Raw genomic sequence first — 19362 nt, 5'->3', positions numbered from 1 at the left:
ACCCAGGCGTCATCCTTGCCGTCCCTGGCCGGTCAACAATCCAGTCTGGTCGGTGCCGTTCGAATGGTCCAGGCGCCGCAGAATCACGCCTTCTCGAAGCGCCCACGGGCAAATCTCCAGCACCTCCAGTGACAACGCTCGCATGGTGGCCTGTGCCACTAACGCTCCGGCGACGAGCTGATGCGCGCGTCCGGAACTCACGCCTTCCAGTTGGGCGAGGTCGGTCGACGGCATCCGTGAGATGAACTTGATCAGTTGCCGCAGCGCGGTGTCCGTGAGCACCCTGCGCGCGCTCGGGCCCGCGGTGGACGGAGCGGCGCCGGTCAGCCTCGCCAGTGACCGGAAGGTCTTCGACGTCGCGACGACCCGGTCCGGCTCCCCGAGCTGCCGTACCTTCCTCGCGAGGTCGGCGACCTGCTCTTCGAGCCATTCCTCTGTCGTCTCCAGTTCGGGCCTCGTCGGCGGATCCTTGGTGAACCGGGTACGGGTGAGCCTGCCTGCGCCGAGCGGAACCGACTCGGCCAAAGCCGGCTCCTCGTCGATGCCCATGGCGACCTCCAGCGAGCCACCACCGATGTCGAGCACGAGAAGCTTGCCCGACGACCAGCCGAACCAGCGGCGAACCGCGAGAAACGTGAGCCTCGCCTCTTCGACACCGGTGAGCACCCGCAACTCGACCCCGGTCTGGTCGGTCACTTTGCGTAGCACTTTGCCGACGTTCTTGGCTTCGCGAACGGCCGAGGTACCGAAGGCCATGAGCTCTTCGCAGCCGAGGCGACGCGCGGATTCCTTCGCCGTCTCGACGGCTCCCGCGAGGTCCTGGACGCCGTCTTTGCTGAGGTCACCGTTCTTGTTGATCTTCTCGGCGAGCCGCAACACCGACTTCTCGGAATGCATCGGGGTCGGGTGGGCACCACGATGAGCATCAACCACCAGCAGGTGGACCGTGTTCGACCCGACGTCGAGTACCCCTAGGCGCACGAAACCCTACGGTACCCGGCCCTCGGATCAGCTTTCGAACTTATAGCCCAGGCCACGCACCGTAACCAGATGCCGAGGCGATCCGGGGTCGGGTTCGATCTTGGAGCGCAGCCGTTTGACGTGCACATCCAGGGTTTTCGTGTCCCCTACGTAGTCGGCGCCCCACACTCGGTCGATGAGCTGTCCGCGGGTCAGCACCCTGCCGACATTGCGCAGCAGATATTCGAGAAGGTCGAACTCCTTGAGCGGCAGCGAGACGTCGGCACCGTCGACGGTCACGACGTGCCGCTCGACATCCATCCGCACCGGGCCCGCCGCGAGCACGAGGGGCGTCAGCTCGCCTTCGGTGCCCGGTTCGCCGCCCCTCCGCAGTACCGCCCTGACCCTCGCGATGAGCTCCCTCGCCGAGTAGGGCTTCGTCACGTAGTCGTCGGCTCCCAGTTCAAGCCCGACGACCTTGTCGATCTCACTGTCCCTCGCGGTGACCATGATCACGGGCACGGCGGAGCGCTGGCGAAGCTGCTTGCACACGTCGGTGCCGCTCATGCCGGGCAGCATGAGATCGAGCAGCACGATGTCGGCGCCGTTGCGATCGAACTCGTCGAGTGCCTGCTGGCCGTCCGTCGCGACGGCCGCGGTGAAGCCCTCCTTTCTCAGCAGGAAGGCGAGCGGGTCGGCGAACGACTCCTCGTCCTCGACAATCAGCACCCTTGTCACGGTGTTCCTCCTGGTTCGGGGCCTTGGCTTCGGCTTTCGGCCGCCGTTGTGCCGGGGGTACCCGGCTTGGCTTGCTTGGTGACGGCAACGCGGGGCTCCGCTTTACCCCGCGCGGTCCTCTCTCGCGCCGGTGCGTCCTCCTCGGCCGGGATCGCCCCGTCGCCATCGGCGGTATGGGCTGGAATGCGCAACGTGAAGGTGGAGCCGACCCCCTGGCTGCTCCACAGGCCGACCTCACCGCCGTGGTTGGCCGCGACGTGCTTGACGATGGCGAGCCCCAGTCCCGTGCCACCGGTCGCCCTTGAGCGCGCCTTGTCGGCCCGGTAGAAGCGTTCGAAGACCCGCTCCTGCTCGTCTTCGGCGATGCCGATCCCCCTGTCGGTCACGGCGATCTCCACGAAGGATCCGGCGAGCCTCCTGCTGATCGAAACCGGGCTGCCCCTGTGCGAGTAGGCGACGGCGTTTTCGAGCAAATTGGACAGTGCGGTCACGAGCAGCGTCCGGTCACCCTCGACGAAGAGGCCGGTCGGAGCGTCGGTGGTGACGGTGATCTCCGCGGATTCGGCGGCGAGCCTCGTGCGGCCGAGCGCTTCGGCGACAACGGCATCGATGGCGACCTCGGTCAGTTCCGGCAGCCGCTCGGCGCCCTGCAACCGCGACAGCGCGATCAACTCGGTCACGAGCTTGCCGAGTCTCGTCGACTCCCTGAGGATCTTCTCGCCGAACCTCCTGACCTCGTCCGGATCGTCGACGGCGTCGAGGACGGCCTCCGAAAGGAGGGCGATCCCGCCGACCGGGGTCTTCAGCTCGTGGCTCACGTTCGCGACGAAGTCGCGCCTCGTCGCCTCAAGCCGGACCGCCTCGGAGTGGTCGACTGCCTCCACGACCGTGAACCCGTCGCCGAGCGGCCTGACCTCACCGAGCACCGCCTCCGGCTTGCGGCCCCGGACCTCCAGCGGAGAGAGGTCGATCTCAAGCGGTTCCCCCGTGGCGACCACGTGTTCGGCTGCCTTGCGGGCCCGCACGTCGGCCTGGTTCGCCTTGACGAGACCGAGCGACTCCGCGCTGCGGTTGTGCAGCACGAGGTCGCCGAACCGGTTGAGCAGCAGGACACCGTTGTTCGATGAGCGAACGAATCTGCCAAGGAGGTCGGCCGCGGTCGGTCCGGTCGGTTTACCTCCCGGCACTACCGATCCCGCCTTGGCGAGCAGGAAGCCGATAGCCCCTCCGACCACCAACGCGGCGGTGGCCAGCGCGAACGTAGCGGTCGCCGTCACGGGGGCATGGTAAGCACCCCGACAGCCTGTTGGCCTAGTGTTAGCGGCATTCTCGTGACGGCCGTGACACCTGCGGGCCACCTGTTGGCCACCGGTTCAGCAATGGTTCACCCAGCTGTCGCCCTCCGTCGACCTCGCGGCCGGATTCCCTCGATCGATCGGGTTCACCGCGCTGACAACGTGGCGACTTCCTCGGACGAGAGCCGTATCCTGCCCGCCGCCACGTTCTCCTCGACGTGAACGGGGTCGCCGGTGCCGGGAATCGCGAGGACGTTGGGCGCGCGGTGCAGGGTCCAGGCGAGCCGGATCTGCGCCCGCGTCGCGCCGTGCGCCTTCGCGATGTCAGCCACGGCCTCCCCGGTGCCGTCGCTGTCCTTACCCGCGCCGAACACGGAAAAGAACGGGACGAACGCGATGCCCTGCTCGGTGCACAGGTCCAGTAGCACTTCGTCGTCGCGCTTGCCGAGCCCGTACCAGTTCTGGACGCTCACCACGGGTGCGACGCGCCTCGCCTCGGCAAGGTGCTCCACGGTCACGTTGGAGATCCCCAGCTCGCCGATGAGCCCTTCGTCACGGAGCTGGGCCAGCGCGCCGAACCGCTCGGCGAGCGATCCGGCGCCGCGTTCGAGTCCTTCACCGATGCGCAGGTAGACGAGGTCGAGCCGGTCGAGGCCGAGCTGCCGCAGGTTCTCCTCGACCTGCCCTCGCAACTGCTCGGGAGTGGCCTCGGGAAGCCAGCCGCCGGAAGGGTCGCGGCCCGGCCCCACCTTGGTGGCGATGACGAGGTGTTCGGGGTAGGGACGCAACGCGGTGTTGATCAATTCGTTGGCCGAGCGGGTCGCCGAGAAATAGAAGGCGGCGGTGTCGACGTGGTCGACGCCGAGTTCGACGGCCTTCCTCAGCACGGTGATCGCGCGGTCGCGATCCATCGGCCGCCCTTGGGCGTCGCTCATCAGCCGCATCGCGCCGAACCCGAGTCTGCTGACCGTGCGCCCGCCGAGCCGCCAGGTCGATACGTTGTCGTTCGTTTCGTTCATGCCGACAAGCCTTGCCGGGGAGATCGGCGCCGTCCCCGATTGGCAGTTTGCTGCCATAGTGGAGTCGTGGAGGCGGACACCATCGCGCTGGTACGCGGCGAGGAGGAACTGTTCGCCCGCACCGCGCATCTTTTCGCGGCGGCATCCGAGATCGCCTGCGCGGCCAACGACTTCAGCACGTGGTCGAGGCCGAGGTCGGCGCCTCTCCAGAGCAGCGCTCCCAGCACCATCCGCAAGATCTACCGGCCTGGCGCCCTGCTCGATCCCTCGGCGGCCGAGCACCTGCGCGAGGTGGCGAGCCACGGCGCCGACGTCCGCATCACGCTTGAGGAGATCAACGAGACGATCATCCTCGACCGGCGCGTGGTGATACTGGCAGGCGATGTCGTCGACGGCGTCCGCGGTTACAGCGTGCTGTCCAGCCCCGCGCCGGTACAGGGCGTGATGTCGCTGTACGAGGCGGCCTGGCGGGGTTCGACGGAGCTGGCGGCCTACGAGGCGGGGTTCGCCGAGGTACGACTGCTCGCGCCGCGCATTCTGGACATGCTGGCTTCCGGCTGCAAGGACGAGACGGCGGCCCGTGAGCTCGACCTCGGTCTTCGGACCTACCGTCGCAGGGTCGCCGAGTTGATGAGCGCGCTCGGCGCGACGTCCCGATTTCAGGCCGGCGTGCGGGCGAGGGAACTGGGCCTGGTGTGAGCCTGCCCCCGCCGGAGTGGCAAGGGCAGGCTCGGCCGGAAGAGCAGGTCAGCGGCCCTGGTTGGCGACGGCGGCAGCGGCTTCCTTCGCGGCGGCCGGGTCGAGATAGGTACCGCCGGGGTTGGCGGGTTTGAGGTCGCCCCCCTGCTCGACGAGGTCGTAGCGCAGCGGAATGCCGGTGGGGATGTTGAGACCGGCGATGTCGGAGTCGGAAACGCCGTCGAGGTGCTTCACGAGCGCCCTCAGCGAGTTGCCATGCGCGGCGACCAGCACGTTCTTGCCTGCCCTCAGGTCGGGCACGATCGCCGATTCCCAGTAAGGCAGCAGCCGGTCGACGACGTCCTTGAGGCATTCGGTCATCGGCATGCCGTCGCCGAGGTTCGCGTAGCGGGGGTCGGCGTCCTGACTGAACTCGGTGCCCGCCTCGATGGGCGGCGGCGGGGTGTCGTAGGAGCGGCGCCAGAGCATGAACTGCTCCTCGCCGAACTCGTCGAGGGTCTGCTTCTTGTTCTTGCCCTGTAGCGCGCCGTAGTGACGTTCGTTGAGGCGCCAGTCCCTACGGACGTCGATCCAGTGCCGGTCGGCGACGTCGAGCGCGAGGTTGGCCGTCGAGATGGCCCTCCGCAGCAACGAGGTGTGCACGATGTCGGGCAGCAGCCCCGTCTCGGCGAGCAGTTCGCCACCGCGTCGTGCCTCGGTCTCGCCCAGTTCGGACAGCGGCACATCGACCCAGCCGGTGAACAGGTTTTCCGCGTTCCAGGTGCTCTGCCCGTGTCGCAGCAGCACCAAGGTCCCAAGTTCGGCCATACGGCTCAGCCTGCCAGAACACGGTCGCGCGGGGGCGAATGGCCGCTTCTACTCACAGTGGCGCCTCGGCCATCGCTTGCTCACTCGTTTGTTCGGCGACTCGCCAACAAGATTTCAACAAGGTTAAGCAGGTCGCATTGCGTTAACGATTGACAAGAATTTCACTCGAATGGAGCAACGAGTAGTCTTGTGATTACAGACCCGAGTCTGACAAGTTGACTATTAACCCGCGCGGCCGGAAACCACGCACTCCCCGGCCGCCCGCGGGCGCAGACGCAGCTCGTCTCCCCCCTGCCGAGCTGCGACCCGCCGGCCCCGTTGGCATCCCCCTCGCCACCGGGTCCACGCGGCGGGGACGTCAGCGGGGCGGCTTGAGATCGCGACTCCCCCCTCCCTCAAGCCGCCCCGCGACCCCGTCCTCATCCCCTCAATCCGAGGTCAGCGAGCCTGGCTCGTGCGCGGCCGACGGCTCGATCAGATGCCGGAACGCTTCGAGGTTGGCCAGCGACTCCCCTCGCGAGACCCTCCAGTCCCACTCCCTGCGGATCGAACTGGCGAACCCGAGTTCGAGCAGCGTGTTGAAGTCGCCGTCGGCCGCTTCGAGCACCTGGCCGAGCAGCTTGTCGAGTTCCCGCTCACTCACGGTTTCGAGACCGAACCTGCCGACGAGGTAGATGTCACCGGCGTCGTCGATCGTGTAGTGCACGCCGTAGAGGCGGGCGTTGCGGCGCAGCAGGAACCGGTAGACCCGCTCGTGCTCCTCGTCGGGATGCCTGCACACGAACGCCTCGATGGCGAAGGAGTGTTCGCGCACGATCAGCCAGCAATTGGTCTGGAGCTTGCGCACACCTGGCAGCGTCACGAAGTAGCCGCCGGCCCCCTTGCGCTCGTACGTCAGCCCCGCCGCGTCGAGCGCCTCGCGCAGCGCCGCGGCGGCGCGCTCCACCTCAGGCTTCGCCGTCACACCGCCACCTCCAGCGCCGCGGTACGGAAGGCGCTGGTGGCCTCCGAGTACGCGGCGAGCAGCGCGTCGGTGGTGCGCTGCCAGGAAAACCCGCTCGCGTGCTCAAGGGCACCCTTCGCGAACTCCGCGTGTGCCGACCTGTCCAATGCCGCCCTCCGCAGTGCGTCGGCCCAGTCCTGCGCGCGATGCGACGGAACGAGCAGGCCGGAAACACCGTGGTCGACGGCGACCGGAAGGCCACCGACCTCAGCGGCGACCACCGGCGTCCCGCACGCCTGCGCCTCCAGCGCGACAAGTCCGAACGACTCGTTGTAACTGGGCACGGCGACGATATCCGCGGCGCGGTACACGTTCACCAGGTTGTCGCCCGATTGGGGCGGCACGAACCGGGTCAGCTCCGCGATGCCGAGCGATCCGGCCAGGTCCCGGAGGGCGTGCGGCAGTTCCATCCCGGTACCGGAAGGTCCTCCCGCGACGAGCACGACGAGCCGTTCGCGCAAGGTGGGATCCCGCTCGATGAGCCTGGCGACCGCGGCGAGCAGCACGTCGGGCGCCTTGAGCGGCTGAATGCGGCCGACGAAGGCCAGCACGACCGCGTCGGGGGGAAGGCCGAGCGCCCTGCGCGCCGCGGCTTGCGAGCCCGGCCGGAACCGGTCGAGGTCGACGCCGGGCGAGACCGTGCTGACCGCATCGCGGTCGGCGCCGTACAGCCCAACGAGCTGGTCTGTCTCGACGTCGGTGTTCACGACGAGCCGGTCGGCTTCCGCGACGACCTGCTCCTCGCCGATCACCCTTGTCCTCGGCTCCGGCGTGTCACCTTCGGCGAGCGCCGCGTTCTTGACCTTGGCAAGCGTGTGCGCCGTGTGGACGAGCGGAACGCCCCACCGGTCTCTCGCCAGCCAGCCGACCTGGCCGGACAGCCAGTAGTGCGAGTGGATCAGGTCGTAGTAGCCGGGCTCGTGAAACGCCTCCGTCCGCAGCACTCCCGACGTGAACGCGCAGAGCTGGGCGGGCAGTTCGTGCCGTTCGAGCGGTTCGAACGGGCCCGCGGCAATGTGCCTGACCAGCACTCCAGGGGCCAGTTCGACGACGGGAGGCTGCTCGGAGGAGGTGGCCCTCGTGAACACCTCGACGGCGACGCCGCGTCTGGCCATCTCGACGGCCGTCTGCGAGATGTAGACGTTCATGCCTCCGGCGTCGCCGGTGCCCGGTTGCTCCAACGGGGACGTGTGCACGGACAACACAGCCACCCGGCGCGGCTGCTTCGCCGGCCGGTACCAGGAGAACGTCACCGAATCACCTCTCTGCTCAAGCGCCCGACACTCGTTCTCCCGCGAACCGCAGCAACGTCGTGTTGAACCGCTGCGCGTCCTCGGCGAACGGTAAATGGCCTACACCTGACCACCAACGCGAATCGCACCCGGGTATCTTCCCCGCCGCGTATTCGCCCGCCGTGATGTCGACGACGGCATCGGCGTCACCGTGCACCACCAGCGAGGGAACGTCGACGGCCGACAGCACGGCCGCGCTGCCGACGTCGCGGCGGAACAGCGCCGCCCTGACCGACGGCTGGACGGTCAACGAGGTGCCGAGCAGAGCTTGCACGAGCGGACCGGGCACGTTTCGGCCGGTCTCCCCTGACAGCGCCACGCTGAACGCGGTGAGCGCCGGCAGGGCGATGTCGATGTCCTCGTCGAGCGCGGCGGGAAGGGCCGCCCGCATGGCTGGCCCCACCTTGCCACCGGGATGACCCTTTCCGATTTCGGTGATCGCACCGACGAGGACGATTCCGGCCAGCCCAGCCGTGCCGTGCACCCGCAGATAGTCGCTGATCACGAGACCGCCGTAGGACCAGCCGACCAGCACGGCGGGGGTGCCCGCGACGGCGAGCACCGCGGCGAGATCGTCGGCCCACGAGACCGGATCGTCGTAGCCGCCGGCCGGTACGTCGGACGTGCCGTGCCCTCGAAGGTCGAACGCGACGAGCCGGTGGGCCCGCCTCAACTCGCGGTCGGCGAACTGGAGATCCCATGCTCTCGCCGACTGCGCCCAGCCGTGCACGAACACGATCGGCGGAGCGCCGTCCGTTCCCTCGATCCTGACTCCGATACGGACGCCGTCGGCGCCGATGACCTCTGTTCTCATCCCCCGATCGTCACAGGGCCGATTTCGACTGCCACGTCGGCCAGTCCAACAGCCAGTCCATGACGTCGGACGTGGTCGGGAAATCCGCACGGGCACCGGTGACCTCGACCGGATCGCCGATCAACGCGGAATCGAAATAAGCCTTCGCGTCGGCTTCGAGCAGATTGACGCAACCGTGCGAGGTGTTGTTCTTGCCGATGTTGGCGCGATTGTCCTCGTTCTCGTGGATGAACTCGCCGTGATTGGAGATGCGGCAGCACCACTTCTTCTTGACGTTGGTGTAGCCGTAGCGCTCGTTGTCGAAGATCGCCGTCGGCTCCCTCGACATGACGATCACGGTGCCGTTGGGGGTGTTCAGTTCGGGATCGGCGTCCTTGCCGTTGCTGCACGGGTAGTTCGCGACCTCATTGCCGTCGCGGTAGACGCGCATCCGGTGATCGGGGGTGTGCACCTTGACGACCTGGTTGCGGCCGATGGTGAATTCCGTTGTGACGTCGGCCTTCCCGTACGCCCCTCCGCCGTAGTGAACGCCGTAGAGGTTCGCGAAGACCTTGACCTGGGTGTTGGCGGGCCAGTACTCCTTCGGCCTCCAGTCGACCTGCCGGTCGGAGAGCCACGCCCACGCTCCCTCGACCTCACCTGAGGTCTCGACCTTGAGCGCGCGCTGCGCGGCGGCCCTGTCCGACACCGCTTCCGCGAACTTCACGCTGATCGGCATCGCGACCCCGACCTCGGCGTGATCGACGGGATTGAGTGTCGCCCTCACCACGTTCGACGGCGCGACGGTGTGGAAGTCGCCGGTCAGCTCCGTCGTCTTGCCGTCGGTGCCCTTCGCTTTCGCCGCGTACGTGTACGTGGCCGAGTAGCCGAGCGGTTCGGAACTCGTCCAGACGGTCTTGTCCTCGTTCAGTTCGCCCGCGACCGCGCCGCCTTCGGCGTTGGTCAATTTCACCTCGGTGAGCGTGCCCTTCGCCACGGTGACCGTGACCGGTCCCCTCACCGGAACGTCCTTCGCGTCGGCGACCGGCTCGGCGGTGATCTCCGCCTCCGGCGGCAGTTTCCGGGGATCGACCTGCGCAGTGCCGCCCGTCGTTCCCGAACAGGCCGCGAGCAGCCCTGCCGAACCTGCCGCCGCCGCGGCTCTGAAGACGGTGCGCCGTTCGAACACTCCTGGTCCTCCCTCTCGAATCCTGCTGTGAACCGGTCGACGTTACCTGGCAACATGCGGTCATGAGCACGCGAACCGCAGTCATCACCGGCGCGAGCGCCGGCATCGGCGCCGCAACCGCACGGGCACTCGCGAAGGCCGGTTTCCACGTCGTACTCGGAGCACGCCGCCTCGACAAGGTGCGGGCACTCGCCGAGGAACTCTCCGGGTCCGCACAACAACTGGACGTCACAGACGCCGGCTCCGTTGCCTCGTTCGCGGCCCAGATCCCAGAATGCCATCTGCTCGTCAACAATGCCGGTGGCGCACGGGGCCTCGAACGCGTCGAGAACGCCGACGAAGAGCACTGGCGCTGGATGTGGGAAACGAACGTACTCGGCACGCTTCGCATCACGAAAGCACTGCTGCCGAAACTGATCGACTCCGGCGACGGGCACGTCATCACCGTGACGTCCATCGCGGGCCACGAGGTCTACGACGGCGGATCCGGTTACACGTCGGCGAAACACGCGCAGTCGGCGCTGCACCAGACCCTGCGTTCCGAACACCTCGGACAGCCGGTGCGCCTCACCGAGGTCGTTCCGGGGATGGTGCGGACCGATTTCTCGCTCAACCGCTTCGAGGGCGACACGTCGCGCGCCGACAAGGTGTACCAAGGCATCGAGCCGTTGACGGCCGACGACGTCGCCGACGTCATCGCGTTCGCGGCGAGCAGGCCCTCACACGTCAACCTCGATCAGATCGTGATGAAGCCGAGGGCCCAGCTCAACGGAAGCCGCGCACACCGCGAGTGATTCCCTGTCACAGCGCGCAATTGATCAACAGCGGTTCGGGGCGCAGTACGACACCGAAGCGGTCGGCGACCCCGTCCCGCACCTCGCGGGCGAGCGCGAGCAGTTCGGCGGTGCTCGCGCCGCCCCTGTTGGTCAACGCGAGCGTGTGTTTGGTGGAAAGGGAAACCGATCCGGTCTTGCCCCGGTACCCCTTGCCGAAGCCCGCGCGCTCGATCAGCCACGCCGCGGACAGTTTCACTCCGTGCTCGGCCGGATACCGTGGCACGCGGACGTCCCCGCCGACCACCTCGCCGATGCGGGCGAGTACGACATCGACGTTGGCGGGATCGACGATCGGGTTGGTGAAGAAGGAGCCCGCGCTCCAGGTGTCGTGGTCGGTGGCGTCGAGCACCATTCCCTTGCCCCTCCGCAGCGCGAGCACCGCTTCGCGGGCCTCGCGCGCCGGGACCCGCGCGCCGACGTCGACACCGAGCGTCCGAGCGAGTTCGGCGTAGCGGATGGGTGCCGACAACCCGTCTTCCGACAGCGCGAAGCGGACCCGCAGCACGACCCCGTTCTCGGTGCCCTTCAGCACACTCGTGCGGTAGGCGAAGCCGAGTTCGTCCGCCCGCACCGCCGCGACCTCCCCGGTGCGCCGGTCGAACAGCTCGATCGAATCCAGCACCTCGCTGATCTCGCAGCCGTAGGCGCCCACGTTCTGGATCGGCGTCGCCCCAGCCGCGCCGGGAATGCCGGAAAGGCATTCGAGCCCGCCGTAGCCTTTCTCCACCGTCGCGGCGACGAACTCGTCCCAGTCCTGCCCCGCCTCGACCGACGTTCCGCTCCAGCCCTTCGACGCGATCCTGACGACCGTGCCAGGAAAGCCCTCGTCGGCGACGACGAGATTGGAGCCACCGCCGAGCAGCAGGGTGGGCTCGCCGTCCGCGTCGAGATCACGCACGGTGTTCACGAGTTCGTCCGCACTGGCGGCCGTGACGAACCGGCGCGCCGGTCCACCCAGCCGCAACGTGGTGTGTTCGCGCAGGGTGTCCTGGGTGGACGTTTCAGCGATGCTCACAACGGGCAACGGTACTGTCTCGGTCATGGCATCCCGTATCGAGCATCGCGCGACGTTCACGTCCGGCGTCGCGGACGTGTTCGCCGCACAGTCGAGCGAGCAGGCATTGCGCGCGAGGCTGGCCGAGATCGGCGGCACGAACGCGAGGCTGGAAGAACACACCGTGACCGATGACGGTGTTCGGTACGTACTTCTCCAGGGCGTCGCATCCGACAAGCTGCCTCAGGCCGTCAGGACCCTGCACAAGGGAGATCTGACGGTGCGAAGGGAGCAGCGCTGGCGCCGCGAGGGCGATGGCTACACCGGAACCACCCAGGTCGGGGTCAGCGGCATCCCCGGCGACATCACCGCGACGACCGCACTGACCCCCGAGGGCTCCGGCACGGCGGAACTCACCACGGGCGAGGTCAAGGTCCGCATCCCCATCGTCGGCGGCAGGCTCGAAGGTTTCATCGCCGAGCAGGTCACGAACCTGCTGCGCAGCGAGGCCGACTTCACGGCGAAGTGGCTCGCGCGCGGCACCTGATCGGCTCCCCTACTCGCGGCACCACCAATCCCAACCGGCTACGCAGGGTCGACCGCTGGCTCACCACCGACCTCGCGGTGAGCCGCGCGCTGTCCGGCGTGAGGGACCCGCTGGTGGTCGACCTCGGGTACGGGGCTGCTCCGGTCACGACCATCGAAATGGCACGGCGGCTTGCCGCCGTGCGTCCCTCCGTGCGCGTACTCGGCCTCGAACTCGATCAGGAGCGCGTCGACGCCGCCGCCACGGCAGCCGACCCGCCCCGGCTCGACTTCGCGAGAGGCGGCTTCGAACTCGCCGGAACGCGGCCGGTGCTCGTGCGTGCCTTCAACGTGTTGCGCCAGTACGCGGAAGCCGACGTCGTACCGTCCTGGTCGGCCATGCTCGCGAGCGTCAAACCGGGCGGGCTGCTCGTCGACGGCACGTGCGACGAACTCGGCAGGGTGGGTTCGTGGGTGACGGTCTCGCACGAAGGTCCTCGCACGCTCACCATTTCCGTGCATCTCGGCAGCCTGGACCGTCCCTCCACTGTGGCCGAACGGCTGCCCAAGGCGCTCATCCACCGCAATGTCGAAGGAGAGCGCGTCCACGACTTCCTCCGCGCCATGGACTCGTGCTGGGCCGCCTCGGCGCCGTTCGCGAGCTACGGCAGGAGGGCGCGATGGACCGAAATGGTCCTGATGCTGGCTGCTCGCGGCTGGCCGGTGCTCGGTCGTCGCGAGCGGTGGCGCCTCGGTGAGCTGACCGTGCCGTGGGAATGCGTGCAGCCCACCGAACGGGGGTAGGGCTGGCCGGTAGGGGCAGCCCTGAGTTCTCCCTGAGCTTCTTCTCAGGTTCTGGTGTCACCTCGGCTGGAGTGCCAATCTCGATCTCATGAGAAGGGGGTCGCCGAGCGGCCACTCGGCGACCCCCGAAGACACGAGTTCCCGCATGGCGAGCGTTTGGCGACGGGCCAGGCGGGTCTCTTATCAGTCATGAACGGAGACACCCATGCCTTCGCTGTCCACGGTACCCACCCGGGCCTACTCGGCCTCGATCGCGCACACGCCCGCGCAGATCGAGGCTGCGCAACGGTTGCGGACGAGCGTGTTCGCCGGCGAACTCGGAGTCGCGTTCGAGGGTGAGCTCGACACCGACGAGTTCGACGAGGTCTGCGACCACCTGATCGTCGAGCACGAGACGACGCGCGAGGTGGTCGGCACCTACCGGTTGCTTCCTCCAGGCCGTTCTTCCCGGCTCTACTCGGCAGGCGAATTCGACGTGAGCGCGCTCGAACCGTATCTGCCCTCACTGATCGAGGCAGGGCGTTCGTGCGTGCATCCCGATCATCGCGGCGGCGCGGTCATCAACATGATGTGGTCGGCGATGGCGAGATACACCCTGCTTTCAGGGCACCGTTACCTCGCGGGCTGCGCGTCCGTTCCGCTCGGCGACGGTGGCAAGTCCGCGACGAGCACATGGGAGCTGGCGAAGACGAAACACCTTTCGCCGCCCGATCTCCGGGTGCGGCCACACCACCCGTGGCTGCCGTCCCAGCGCGACGGTCAGCGGCCCACCTACGCGCAGTTGCCTCCGCTGCTGCGCGGCTACCTGCGGCTCGGCGCGTGGGTGTGCGGACCACCCGCCTTCGACCCCGACTTCGACGTCGCCGACTTCTTCGTGTTGCTGCCGCTGGACAACATCGACGAGCGCTACCTGCGCTACTTCCTCGGGGAGGACAGGTGAACGTCTGGACGGCCACCTCGCCGTGCTCGCCAAGCCGGTGCGTGACCAGCGAACTACCTCCGGTGAGCACCTCGGAAGCCATCGCTCGCGGCGCGGCCTTGCTCAAGGTGCTCGCCTCGACCGGTCCGCTCGACGTCAGGGCACGCAGGGTCTTCGACGCGCTCGGGATCGGTCTCGACACGGACCCCGCGCCGCGAGCGGCGTTGAGCGCGGGCGGCGACACCGGAACGCTGATCGTCGCCAACCACATCTCGTGGCTGGACATCCTCGCCGTCATGGCCGTCGAACCGGCCACCTTCCTCGCCAAGCGTGAGGTCGGAAACTGGCCGCTGCTGGGAGGGCTCGCCACCAAAGCGGGCACGCTCTTCGTCGACCGATGGTCGCTGCGCGCGCTGCCGGACAGCGTCGCCGTCGTCGCGGACACGCTGCGGCAAGGCACATCCGTCGCGGTGTTCCCCGAGGCGACGACGTGGTGTTCGGGCAAGGGAGGTGTGTTCCGCAGGGCCATGTTCCAGGCAGCGATCGACGCGAACGCACCGATCCGGCCGGTCACCCTGTCCTACACGCAAGAAGACAAGCCGAGCACGGTCGCGGCTTTCGTCGGTGACGACACCCTCGCCCGCTCGATCGCCCGCGTCAGCAAAGCGCGCGACCTGCGCGCGCGGTTGACGGCACGGCCGCTCATCGAACCGACCGGCGACCGCAGGGAACTCGCCGCGCTGGCACAGCACGCCGTGCTGGCCGACGCGGAGCCGGTCCATGCTTGAACTGCTCGGCAAGCTGACCGACCTGCTCAGCGACACGTTGTACTCACCGTGGTTGTGGGTCATCGTTTTCCTCGTCGCAGGGCTCGACGCGCTGCTGCCGTTCATGCCGAGCGAGACGACCGTCATGACGGTCGCCGTGCTGCTCGGCCCCGACCTGGCCATGCTCGGCCTGCTGGTGGTCGTCGGAGCGGGCGGTGCTTTCGCCGGCGACTGTCTGGGGCACTGGATCGGCCGCAAGGCCGGTCCACGGACGCTCGCGAGGTTGCAACGCAACGAAAAGGGGCGGCAACGCTACGAGTGGGCCCGGCAGAAAGTGCACAAACACGGCACCGTGCTGATCGTCGCGGGCCGCTACCTTCCAGGGGGAAGGGTCGCTTCGGCGCTGGCGACGGGCAGCCTGCGGTTTCCCTTCCGCAGGTTCGCGATACTCGACGCGATCGGCGTGACGGTGTGGGCCGCCTATTCGGTCGCGGTCGGTTTCCTCGGCGCCAGCCAGTTCGCCGACGATCCGGCGAAGGGCCTGCTTTTCGCTTTCGCCATCGGACTGCTCGCGGTCGGCTGCGGAGAGGTCGCGCGGCGACTGGTCGCTCGCCGCGCCAGGCACGGCGGGTCCGGAGTGCCGGACCCCCGCGTGTCCGCAGTGGACGGTGGCGAGACAGATCAGGCACCTCGCCGGAATGCGGTCGTCGGCGGTCATGGACCCGAAAGGTAAGCGGACCGGACGTCACGAACGAGGGACCGGCCGACAGGGTGCGCGCGGCGAGGTGGCGCAGGTCGAACGCCGCTCGGAATGCAGGCGACGCCACACTTCCGGAACCCCTCGCCGCGCCGTGCGCCGCGAGGCACGAGAATGTCGGCCGTGCCCCAACGACGCTATGTGATCACCTTCGGCTGCCCCGACCGCACGGGCATCGTCGCCCGCATCGCCTCGTTTCTCGCCGAGGCGGGCGGCTGGATCGTCGAGGCCGCCTACCACACGGACCCCGACTCGGGCTGGTTCTTCACGCGCCAGGTCGTGCGCGCCGACTCGCTGCCCTTCGAGGTCGACGAGCTGCGCGCCCGCTTCGCCGGAGTGGCCCGCTCGCTCGGCTCCGAATCGGACTGGCGGATCGAGGACACCGGCGAGCGGCGCAGGGTCGTGCTGCTGGTGTCCAAGGCGGGGCACTGCCTCTACGACCTGCTCGGCCGCGTCGCCTCAGGCGAACTGGACATCGACCTTCGCGCCGTGATCGGCAACCACGAGACGCTGGGCGACATCACCCGTGCGCACGGCATCCCGTTCCACCACGTTCCGTTCACCGGAGACAAGCAGGACGCGTTCGCGGAGGTCGCCAAGCTCGTCGACGAGCACGATCCGCACGCCGTCGTGCTGGCGCGGTTCATGCAGATCCTGCCGCCTCACCTGTGCGAGGCGTGGGCGGGAAGGGCCATCAACATCCACCACAGCTTCCTGCCCTCCTTCATGGGGGCGAGGCCGTATCACCAGGCTCACGCGCGCGGCGTCAAGCTCATCGGCGCGACCTGCCACTACGTGACGGCCGACCTCGACGCCGGCCCCATCATCGAGCAGGGCGTGATCAGGGTCGACCACGACGACGCCGTTGCCGACATGGTCCGCAAGGGCCGCGACATCGAGAAGATCACCCTTGCCCGAGGTCTGCGCTGGCACCTCGAAGGCAGGGTGCTCGTCCACGGCAACCGGACCGTGGTGTTCTAGGCACCGACACGCTCGGCGGGCTCGCGCTCGCCGTCGGCCCTCCGCTTGCGATGCACGGGGACGATCATCGGCGTTCCCGTCTCGGGGTCGTCGATGACCCTGCACGGCAGGCCGAATACGTCGTCGACGAGGTCGGCCGTGATGATCTCCGTCGGGTCACCGACCGCGGCGATCTCCCCGCCGGGACGCATCACGATGAGATGCGAGGCGTAGCGGCAGGCCTGGTTGAGGTCGTGCAGGACGGCGACCAGCGTGTGTCCCTTGTCCTCGTGCAGGTCCGCGCACAGGTCGAGCACTTCGACCTGGTGCGAGATGTCCAGGAACGTCGTCGGCTCGTCGAGCAGCAGGATCGACGTCTGCTGGGCGAGCACCATCGCGAGCCACACCCGCTGGCGCTGTCCTCCGGACAGCTCGTCGACCAGCCGGGCCGAAAGGTCGAGCACCCCGGTGAGCTTCATCGACTCCGTGACGACGGCCTCGTCGTCGGACGACCACTGCCGCAACAGCTTCTGGTGCGGATAACGGCCCCTCGCGACGAGGTCGCCCACGGTGATGCCGCTCGGCGCGATCGACGACTGCGGCAACAGCCCCAGCCTGCGGGCGACCTCCTTCGACCGGTAGCTGGAGATCAGCTCACCGTCGAGATAGACCCCTCCGGTCTTCGGCTTCAGCATCCGCGCGAGGGCCTTGAGCAGCGTGGACTTGCCACACGCGTTGGGGCCGACGATCACGGTGAAGGAGCCGTCGGGGATCTCCACCCCGAGATCGGTGGCAACGGTGGCCTGGTCATAGGCCAAAGTCAGTCCCTGCGCAGCCAGCCTCGTCATGTGTAGCTTTCCTTTCCGCGCCATTCGGACGCCAACAACCAGATCAGGTACAGCCCGCCGAGACAGCCCGTCGCGGTGCCGACTGGGAGCTGGGCGGTGGGGAAGAGCTGCTGAATGGCGAGGTCACCCGCTGCCAGCAGCAACGCGCCGACGAGCGCCGAGGTCAGCAGTCCCGGCGACGCCGACCTCGTGAGCCTCCTCGCCAACTGGGGCGCCGCGAGGGCGACGAACCAGATCGGGCCTGCCGCGGCCGTGGCGACCGCTGCCAGCAGCACACTGGCGACGATGAGTACCGCCCTGCTGCGTTCGACGCCGACCCCGAGCGCCTTGGCCGAACTGTCTCCCAGCTCCATCATCGCGAGCGGGCGCGCGTGATAAAGGGCGAGCGGCAGCAGGATCACGAGCGCGATCGCCACCGCGTACACCTGTTCCCATCCCCGCCCGTTGACGCTGCCCACGAGCCACGCCTGCGCGCTCACCGCGTCGTAGAGGCTCGCCCTCGTGATCAGGTAGGAGTTCACCGAGAGCGCGAGCGCGTTGATCCCGATTCCGATGAGGATGAAGCGGAAACCCTGCACTCCCCTCGTGAACGCGAGCGCGTAAATCAGCACGGCCGCGACGATGGCCCCGACGAACGCGCCGACGGCGACCTGCACCATGGTGCCGCCGAACACGATGATCATCAGCAGCGCGCCGGTCGCCGCGCCGTTGCTGAACCCGATGACATCGGGGCTGCCGAGCGAATTCCTTGTCAGGCCCTGGAGAAGCGCCCCGCTCACCGCGAGTGCCGCGCCGACGAGCACCGCCGTCAGCAGGCGCGGAAGGCGCAACGTGTTGACGATGAAGTCGGCCGCACCCTCGCCGTAACCGGCGACCGCCTTCACGACGTCCGCGATGGACAGTTGGTATTCACCGGTCATGAGCGTGACGGTCATGACGGCGAGCAGAGCCAGCGACAGCAGCAGGCCGACCGTCACCGTCCTGCTGTCGAGCCGCAGCGCGACCCGCTCGCCGGGGCTGCGCAGCACCGTTCCGGTCACCGGGCGGTTCACAGGCCCGCCGGCTTTCGCCTGCGGCACAACGCGATGAAGACCGGAACGCCGATGGCCGCGGTGACGATGCCGACCTGGACCTCTTCCGGCGGTGCGATCACTCTGCCGACGATGTCCGATCCGACGAGCAGGATCGGCGCGAGCACCAGCGAGAACGGCAACACCCACCGTTGATCGGGGCCGACGAGCAGGCGAGCCATGTGCGGAACGGCGAGTCCCACGAAGGCGATCGGGCCCGCGGCGGCGGTCGCCGCTCCGCAGAGCAACGTGATGGAAACGGCGCCGATCACCCTGACGAACGCGGGGTGGGTACCGAGCGCCCTTCCCAGCTCATCTCCCATGGCGAGCACGTTCAGCGGCCGGATCAGCAGCAGCGCCAGCACGACACCGGCGGCAGCGAACGGCAGGACGGGCAACAGCACGTCGTAGTAGCGGCCCGCGAGCGAGCCGACCTGCCAGAACCGGAATTCGTTGAACGCCTTCGGGTCCATCAGCAGCACGGCGGTGTTGAAGGCGAACATCACGGCGGTCACCGCGGCACCGGCGAGCACGAGTCGTTCCGGGGTGGCGTTGCGCTTGCCGGACGAGCCCAGCGTGTACACGACGACGGAAGCCAGCGCGGCACCGGCGAACGCGAACCAGACGTAGCCGAGCACGGAGGAAATGCCGAGGAAGGCAAGTGAGATCACGACGCCGGTCGAGGCGCCCATCGTGACCCCGAGCAGGCCGGGATCGGCGAGCGGATTGCGGGTCAGCGCCTGCATCAGCGCACCGGCAAGTCCCAGCGATACGCCGACCACCAACCCGACCAGCGTCCTCGGGATGCGGTAGTCGTGGATCACGAGCGCGTCATAGGAGCCGTCGTTGTGCCACAGCACGTCCCACGTGGCGGTGAACGGGATGCTCTTCGAACCGAGCCAGACACTGAGCAGCACGATGAGGCCCAGCGCGGCGAAGGCGACGATCAGGGCGAGGCCGCGGAGGGCCTGCGTCGATGTGCGGGGTCGCTCGACGCCCTGCTGTGAGCGCAGGTCCGTGGCAACCGACATAAGGTGAGGCTAACCTAGCGACCAACTGCTGGTCCATCGTGACGAAGTTCGCTCGG

Annotated in this window: 21 protein-coding genes and 1 pseudogene; 9 read left to right on the top strand and 13 right to left on the bottom strand. The window is 68.1% G+C overall.

Annotation, left to right across the window (positions count from 1 at the left end):
* Window positions 1–9: 9 nt before the first annotated feature.
* The 4 genes from BAY61_RS01935 to BAY61_RS01920 form a co-directional block, all read right to left on the bottom strand.
* A complete protein-coding gene (locus tag BAY61_RS01935; protein ID WP_091801754.1) occupies window positions 10–981 on the bottom strand; it encodes a Ppx/GppA family phosphatase in 972 nt (323 codons plus the stop codon).
* A 27-nt stretch (window positions 982–1008) separates the two neighbouring features.
* On the bottom strand, window positions 1009–1698 hold the full coding sequence (locus BAY61_RS01930) for a response regulator transcription factor (protein WP_091801751.1): 690 nt from the start codon (window positions 1696–1698) through the stop codon (window positions 1009–1011).
* Window positions 1695–2975 carry a sensor histidine kinase gene (locus BAY61_RS01925; RefSeq protein ID WP_170140124.1) on the bottom strand — a complete coding sequence of 427 codons (1281 nt, stop codon included), beginning with the start codon at window positions 2973–2975 and terminating at the stop codon, window positions 1695–1697. Before BAY61_RS01925 ends, BAY61_RS01930 begins: the two co-directional genes overlap by 4 nt.
* 164 nt (window positions 2976–3139) lie before the next feature.
* Window positions 3140–4012, bottom strand: coding sequence for an oxidoreductase (locus tag BAY61_RS01920; protein WP_091801748.1), 873 nt, complete (start codon window positions 4010–4012; stop codon window positions 3140–3142).
* Between the two features lie 66 nt (window positions 4013–4078).
* Here BAY61_RS01920 and BAY61_RS01915 point away from each other — a divergent pair, with 66 nt between their 5' ends.
* On the top strand, window positions 4079–4711 hold the full coding sequence (locus BAY61_RS01915; protein ID WP_245865697.1) for a helix-turn-helix domain-containing protein: 633 nt from the start codon (window positions 4079–4081) through the stop codon (window positions 4709–4711).
* Between the two features lie 48 nt (window positions 4712–4759).
* Here BAY61_RS01915 and BAY61_RS01910 read toward each other — a convergent pair whose 3' ends face one another.
* From BAY61_RS01910 to BAY61_RS01890, 5 genes are all read right to left on the bottom strand, one after another.
* Window positions 4760–5518 carry a phosphoglyceromutase gene (locus BAY61_RS01910; RefSeq protein ID WP_091801745.1) on the bottom strand — a complete coding sequence of 253 codons (759 nt, stop codon included), beginning with the start codon at window positions 5516–5518 and terminating at the stop codon, window positions 4760–4762.
* 427 nt (window positions 5519–5945) lie between these two features.
* The gene (locus tag BAY61_RS01905) at window positions 5946–6482 is read right to left on the bottom strand and encodes a type III secretion system chaperone family protein (RefSeq protein WP_091801742.1); all 537 of its coding nucleotides are present in this window, start codon (window positions 6480–6482) and stop codon (window positions 5946–5948) included.
* Window positions 6479–7774 (bottom strand): D-inositol-3-phosphate glycosyltransferase, encoded by a 1296-nt coding sequence (gene mshA / locus BAY61_RS01900; protein ID WP_091801740.1) that lies wholly within the window; start codon window positions 7772–7774, stop codon window positions 6479–6481. The genes BAY61_RS01905 and mshA overlap by 4 nt, the downstream gene beginning before the upstream one ends.
* A 16-nt stretch (window positions 7775–7790) precedes the next feature.
* Window positions 7791–8627, bottom strand: coding sequence for an alpha/beta fold hydrolase (locus BAY61_RS01895; RefSeq protein ID WP_091801738.1), 837 nt, complete (start codon window positions 8625–8627; stop codon window positions 7791–7793).
* Between the two features lie 10 nt (window positions 8628–8637).
* Complete coding sequence (locus BAY61_RS01890) at window positions 8638–9795, bottom strand: L,D-transpeptidase (RefSeq protein ID WP_091801735.1); 1158 nt, start codon at window positions 9793–9795, stop codon at window positions 8638–8640.
* A 62-nt stretch (window positions 9796–9857) separates the two neighbouring features.
* Between BAY61_RS01890 and BAY61_RS01885 the strand changes: the two genes are divergently transcribed.
* On the top strand, window positions 9858–10589 hold the full coding sequence (locus BAY61_RS01885; protein ID WP_091801732.1) for an SDR family NAD(P)-dependent oxidoreductase: 732 nt from the start codon (window positions 9858–9860) through the stop codon (window positions 10587–10589).
* 7 nt (window positions 10590–10596) lie between these two features.
* Here the strand turns inward: BAY61_RS01885 and BAY61_RS01880 are convergent, their stop codons facing one another.
* Entirely contained in the window at window positions 10597–11673 is a 1077-nt protein-coding gene (locus BAY61_RS01880; RefSeq protein WP_091801729.1) for a UDP-N-acetylmuramate dehydrogenase, read from the bottom strand.
* Between BAY61_RS01880 and BAY61_RS01875 the strand changes: the two genes are divergently transcribed.
* The 7 genes and pseudogenes from BAY61_RS01875 to purU all read left to right on the top strand — a co-directional run bounded on the left by BAY61_RS01875 (window position 11672) and on the right by purU (window position 16378).
* Window positions 11672–12172, top strand: coding sequence for a DUF2505 domain-containing protein (locus BAY61_RS01875; protein WP_091801726.1), 501 nt, complete (start codon window positions 11672–11674; stop codon window positions 12170–12172). The two genes, BAY61_RS01880 and BAY61_RS01875, sit on opposite strands and share 2 nt — an antisense overlap.
* Window positions 12151–12954, top strand: a complete 804-nt coding sequence (locus BAY61_RS01870) for an SAM-dependent methyltransferase (protein ID WP_091801723.1) — start codon at window positions 12151–12153, stop codon at window positions 12952–12954. Before BAY61_RS01875 ends, BAY61_RS01870 begins: the two co-directional genes overlap by 22 nt.
* 205 nt (window positions 12955–13159) lie before the next feature.
* On the top strand, window positions 13160–13894 hold the full coding sequence (locus BAY61_RS01865; RefSeq protein ID WP_091801720.1) for a GNAT family N-acetyltransferase: 735 nt from the start codon (window positions 13160–13162) through the stop codon (window positions 13892–13894).
* Window positions 13891–14661, top strand: a complete 771-nt coding sequence (locus BAY61_RS01860; protein WP_091801717.1) for a lysophospholipid acyltransferase family protein — start codon at window positions 13891–13893, stop codon at window positions 14659–14661. The genes BAY61_RS01865 and BAY61_RS01860 overlap by 4 nt, the downstream gene beginning before the upstream one ends.
* Window positions 14654–15373: a DedA family protein gene (locus BAY61_RS01855; protein ID WP_091801714.1), complete on the top strand. Its 720-nt coding sequence runs from the start codon at window positions 14654–14656 to the stop codon at window positions 15371–15373. The genes BAY61_RS01860 and BAY61_RS01855 overlap by 8 nt, the downstream gene beginning before the upstream one ends.
* A pseudogene (locus BAY61_RS33995) lies at window positions 15282–15542 on the top strand (hypothetical protein); the annotation flags it as partial. The gene BAY61_RS01855 and the pseudogene BAY61_RS33995, both read left to right, overlap by 92 nt.
* Complete coding sequence (gene purU / locus BAY61_RS01850) at window positions 15512–16378, top strand: formyltetrahydrofolate deformylase (protein ID WP_091801711.1); 867 nt, start codon at window positions 15512–15514, stop codon at window positions 16376–16378. The pseudogene BAY61_RS33995 and the gene purU, both read left to right, overlap by 31 nt.
* Here purU and BAY61_RS01845 read toward each other — a convergent pair.
* From BAY61_RS01845 to BAY61_RS01835, 3 genes are read right to left on the bottom strand one after another with little or no spacing between them, the layout of a single operon-like run.
* Window positions 16375–17205 carry an ABC transporter ATP-binding protein gene (locus BAY61_RS01845; RefSeq protein ID WP_176879649.1) on the bottom strand — a complete coding sequence of 277 codons (831 nt, stop codon included), beginning with the start codon at window positions 17203–17205 and terminating at the stop codon, window positions 16375–16377. The genes purU and BAY61_RS01845 overlap by 4 nt on opposite strands.
* Window positions 17202–18245 (bottom strand): FecCD family ABC transporter permease, encoded by a 1044-nt coding sequence (locus tag BAY61_RS01840; RefSeq protein WP_245865692.1) that lies wholly within the window; start codon window positions 18243–18245, stop codon window positions 17202–17204. The genes BAY61_RS01845 and BAY61_RS01840 overlap by 4 nt, the downstream gene beginning before the upstream one ends.
* Window positions 18246–18253: 8 nt before the next feature.
* Entirely contained in the window at window positions 18254–19306 is a 1053-nt protein-coding gene (locus tag BAY61_RS01835) for a FecCD family ABC transporter permease (RefSeq protein WP_091801706.1), read from the bottom strand.
* Window positions 19307–19362: the final 56 nt, after the last annotated feature.

Origin of the sequence: Prauserella marina (assembly GCF_002240355.1) — a bacterium.
In the GTDB taxonomy this organism is placed as follows: domain Bacteria; phylum Actinomycetota; class Actinomycetes; order Mycobacteriales; family Pseudonocardiaceae; genus Prauserella_A; species Prauserella_A marina.
The sequence above is the reverse complement of the archived record's forward strand: the minus strand, read 5'-3'. Positions and strand labels throughout refer to the sequence as shown.

Coding starts and splice junctions, on each gene's coding strand:
- BAY61_RS01875 (WP_091801726.1), top strand. CDS start 11,672: ATGGCATCCCGTATCGAGCATCGCGCGACGTTCACGTCCGGCGTCGCG.
- BAY61_RS01895 (WP_091801738.1), bottom strand. CDS start 8,627: ATGAGAACAGAGGTCATCGGCGCCGACGGCGTCCGTATCGGAGTCAGG.
- purU (WP_091801711.1), top strand. CDS start 15,512: ATGTCGGCCGTGCCCCAACGACGCTATGTGATCACCTTCGGCTGCCCC.
- BAY61_RS01845 (WP_176879649.1), bottom strand. CDS start 17,205: ATGACGAGGCTGGCTGCGCAGGGACTGACTTTGGCCTATGACCAGGCC.
- BAY61_RS01880 (WP_091801729.1), bottom strand. CDS start 11,673: ATGACCGAGACAGTACCGTTGCCCGTTGTGAGCATCGCTGAAACGTCC.
- BAY61_RS01885 (WP_091801732.1), top strand. CDS start 9,858: ATGAGCACGCGAACCGCAGTCATCACCGGCGCGAGCGCCGGCATCGGC.
- BAY61_RS01835 (WP_091801706.1), bottom strand. CDS start 19,306: ATGTCGGTTGCCACGGACCTGCGCTCACAGCAGGGCGTCGAGCGACCC.
- BAY61_RS01910 (WP_091801745.1), bottom strand. CDS start 5,518: ATGGCCGAACTTGGGACCTTGGTGCTGCTGCGACACGGGCAGAGCACC.
- BAY61_RS01865 (WP_091801720.1), top strand. CDS start 13,160: ATGCCTTCGCTGTCCACGGTACCCACCCGGGCCTACTCGGCCTCGATC.
- BAY61_RS01920 (WP_091801748.1), bottom strand. CDS start 4,012: ATGAACGAAACGAACGACAACGTATCGACCTGGCGGCTCGGCGGGCGC.
- BAY61_RS01855 (WP_091801714.1), top strand. CDS start 14,654: ATGCTTGAACTGCTCGGCAAGCTGACCGACCTGCTCAGCGACACGTTG.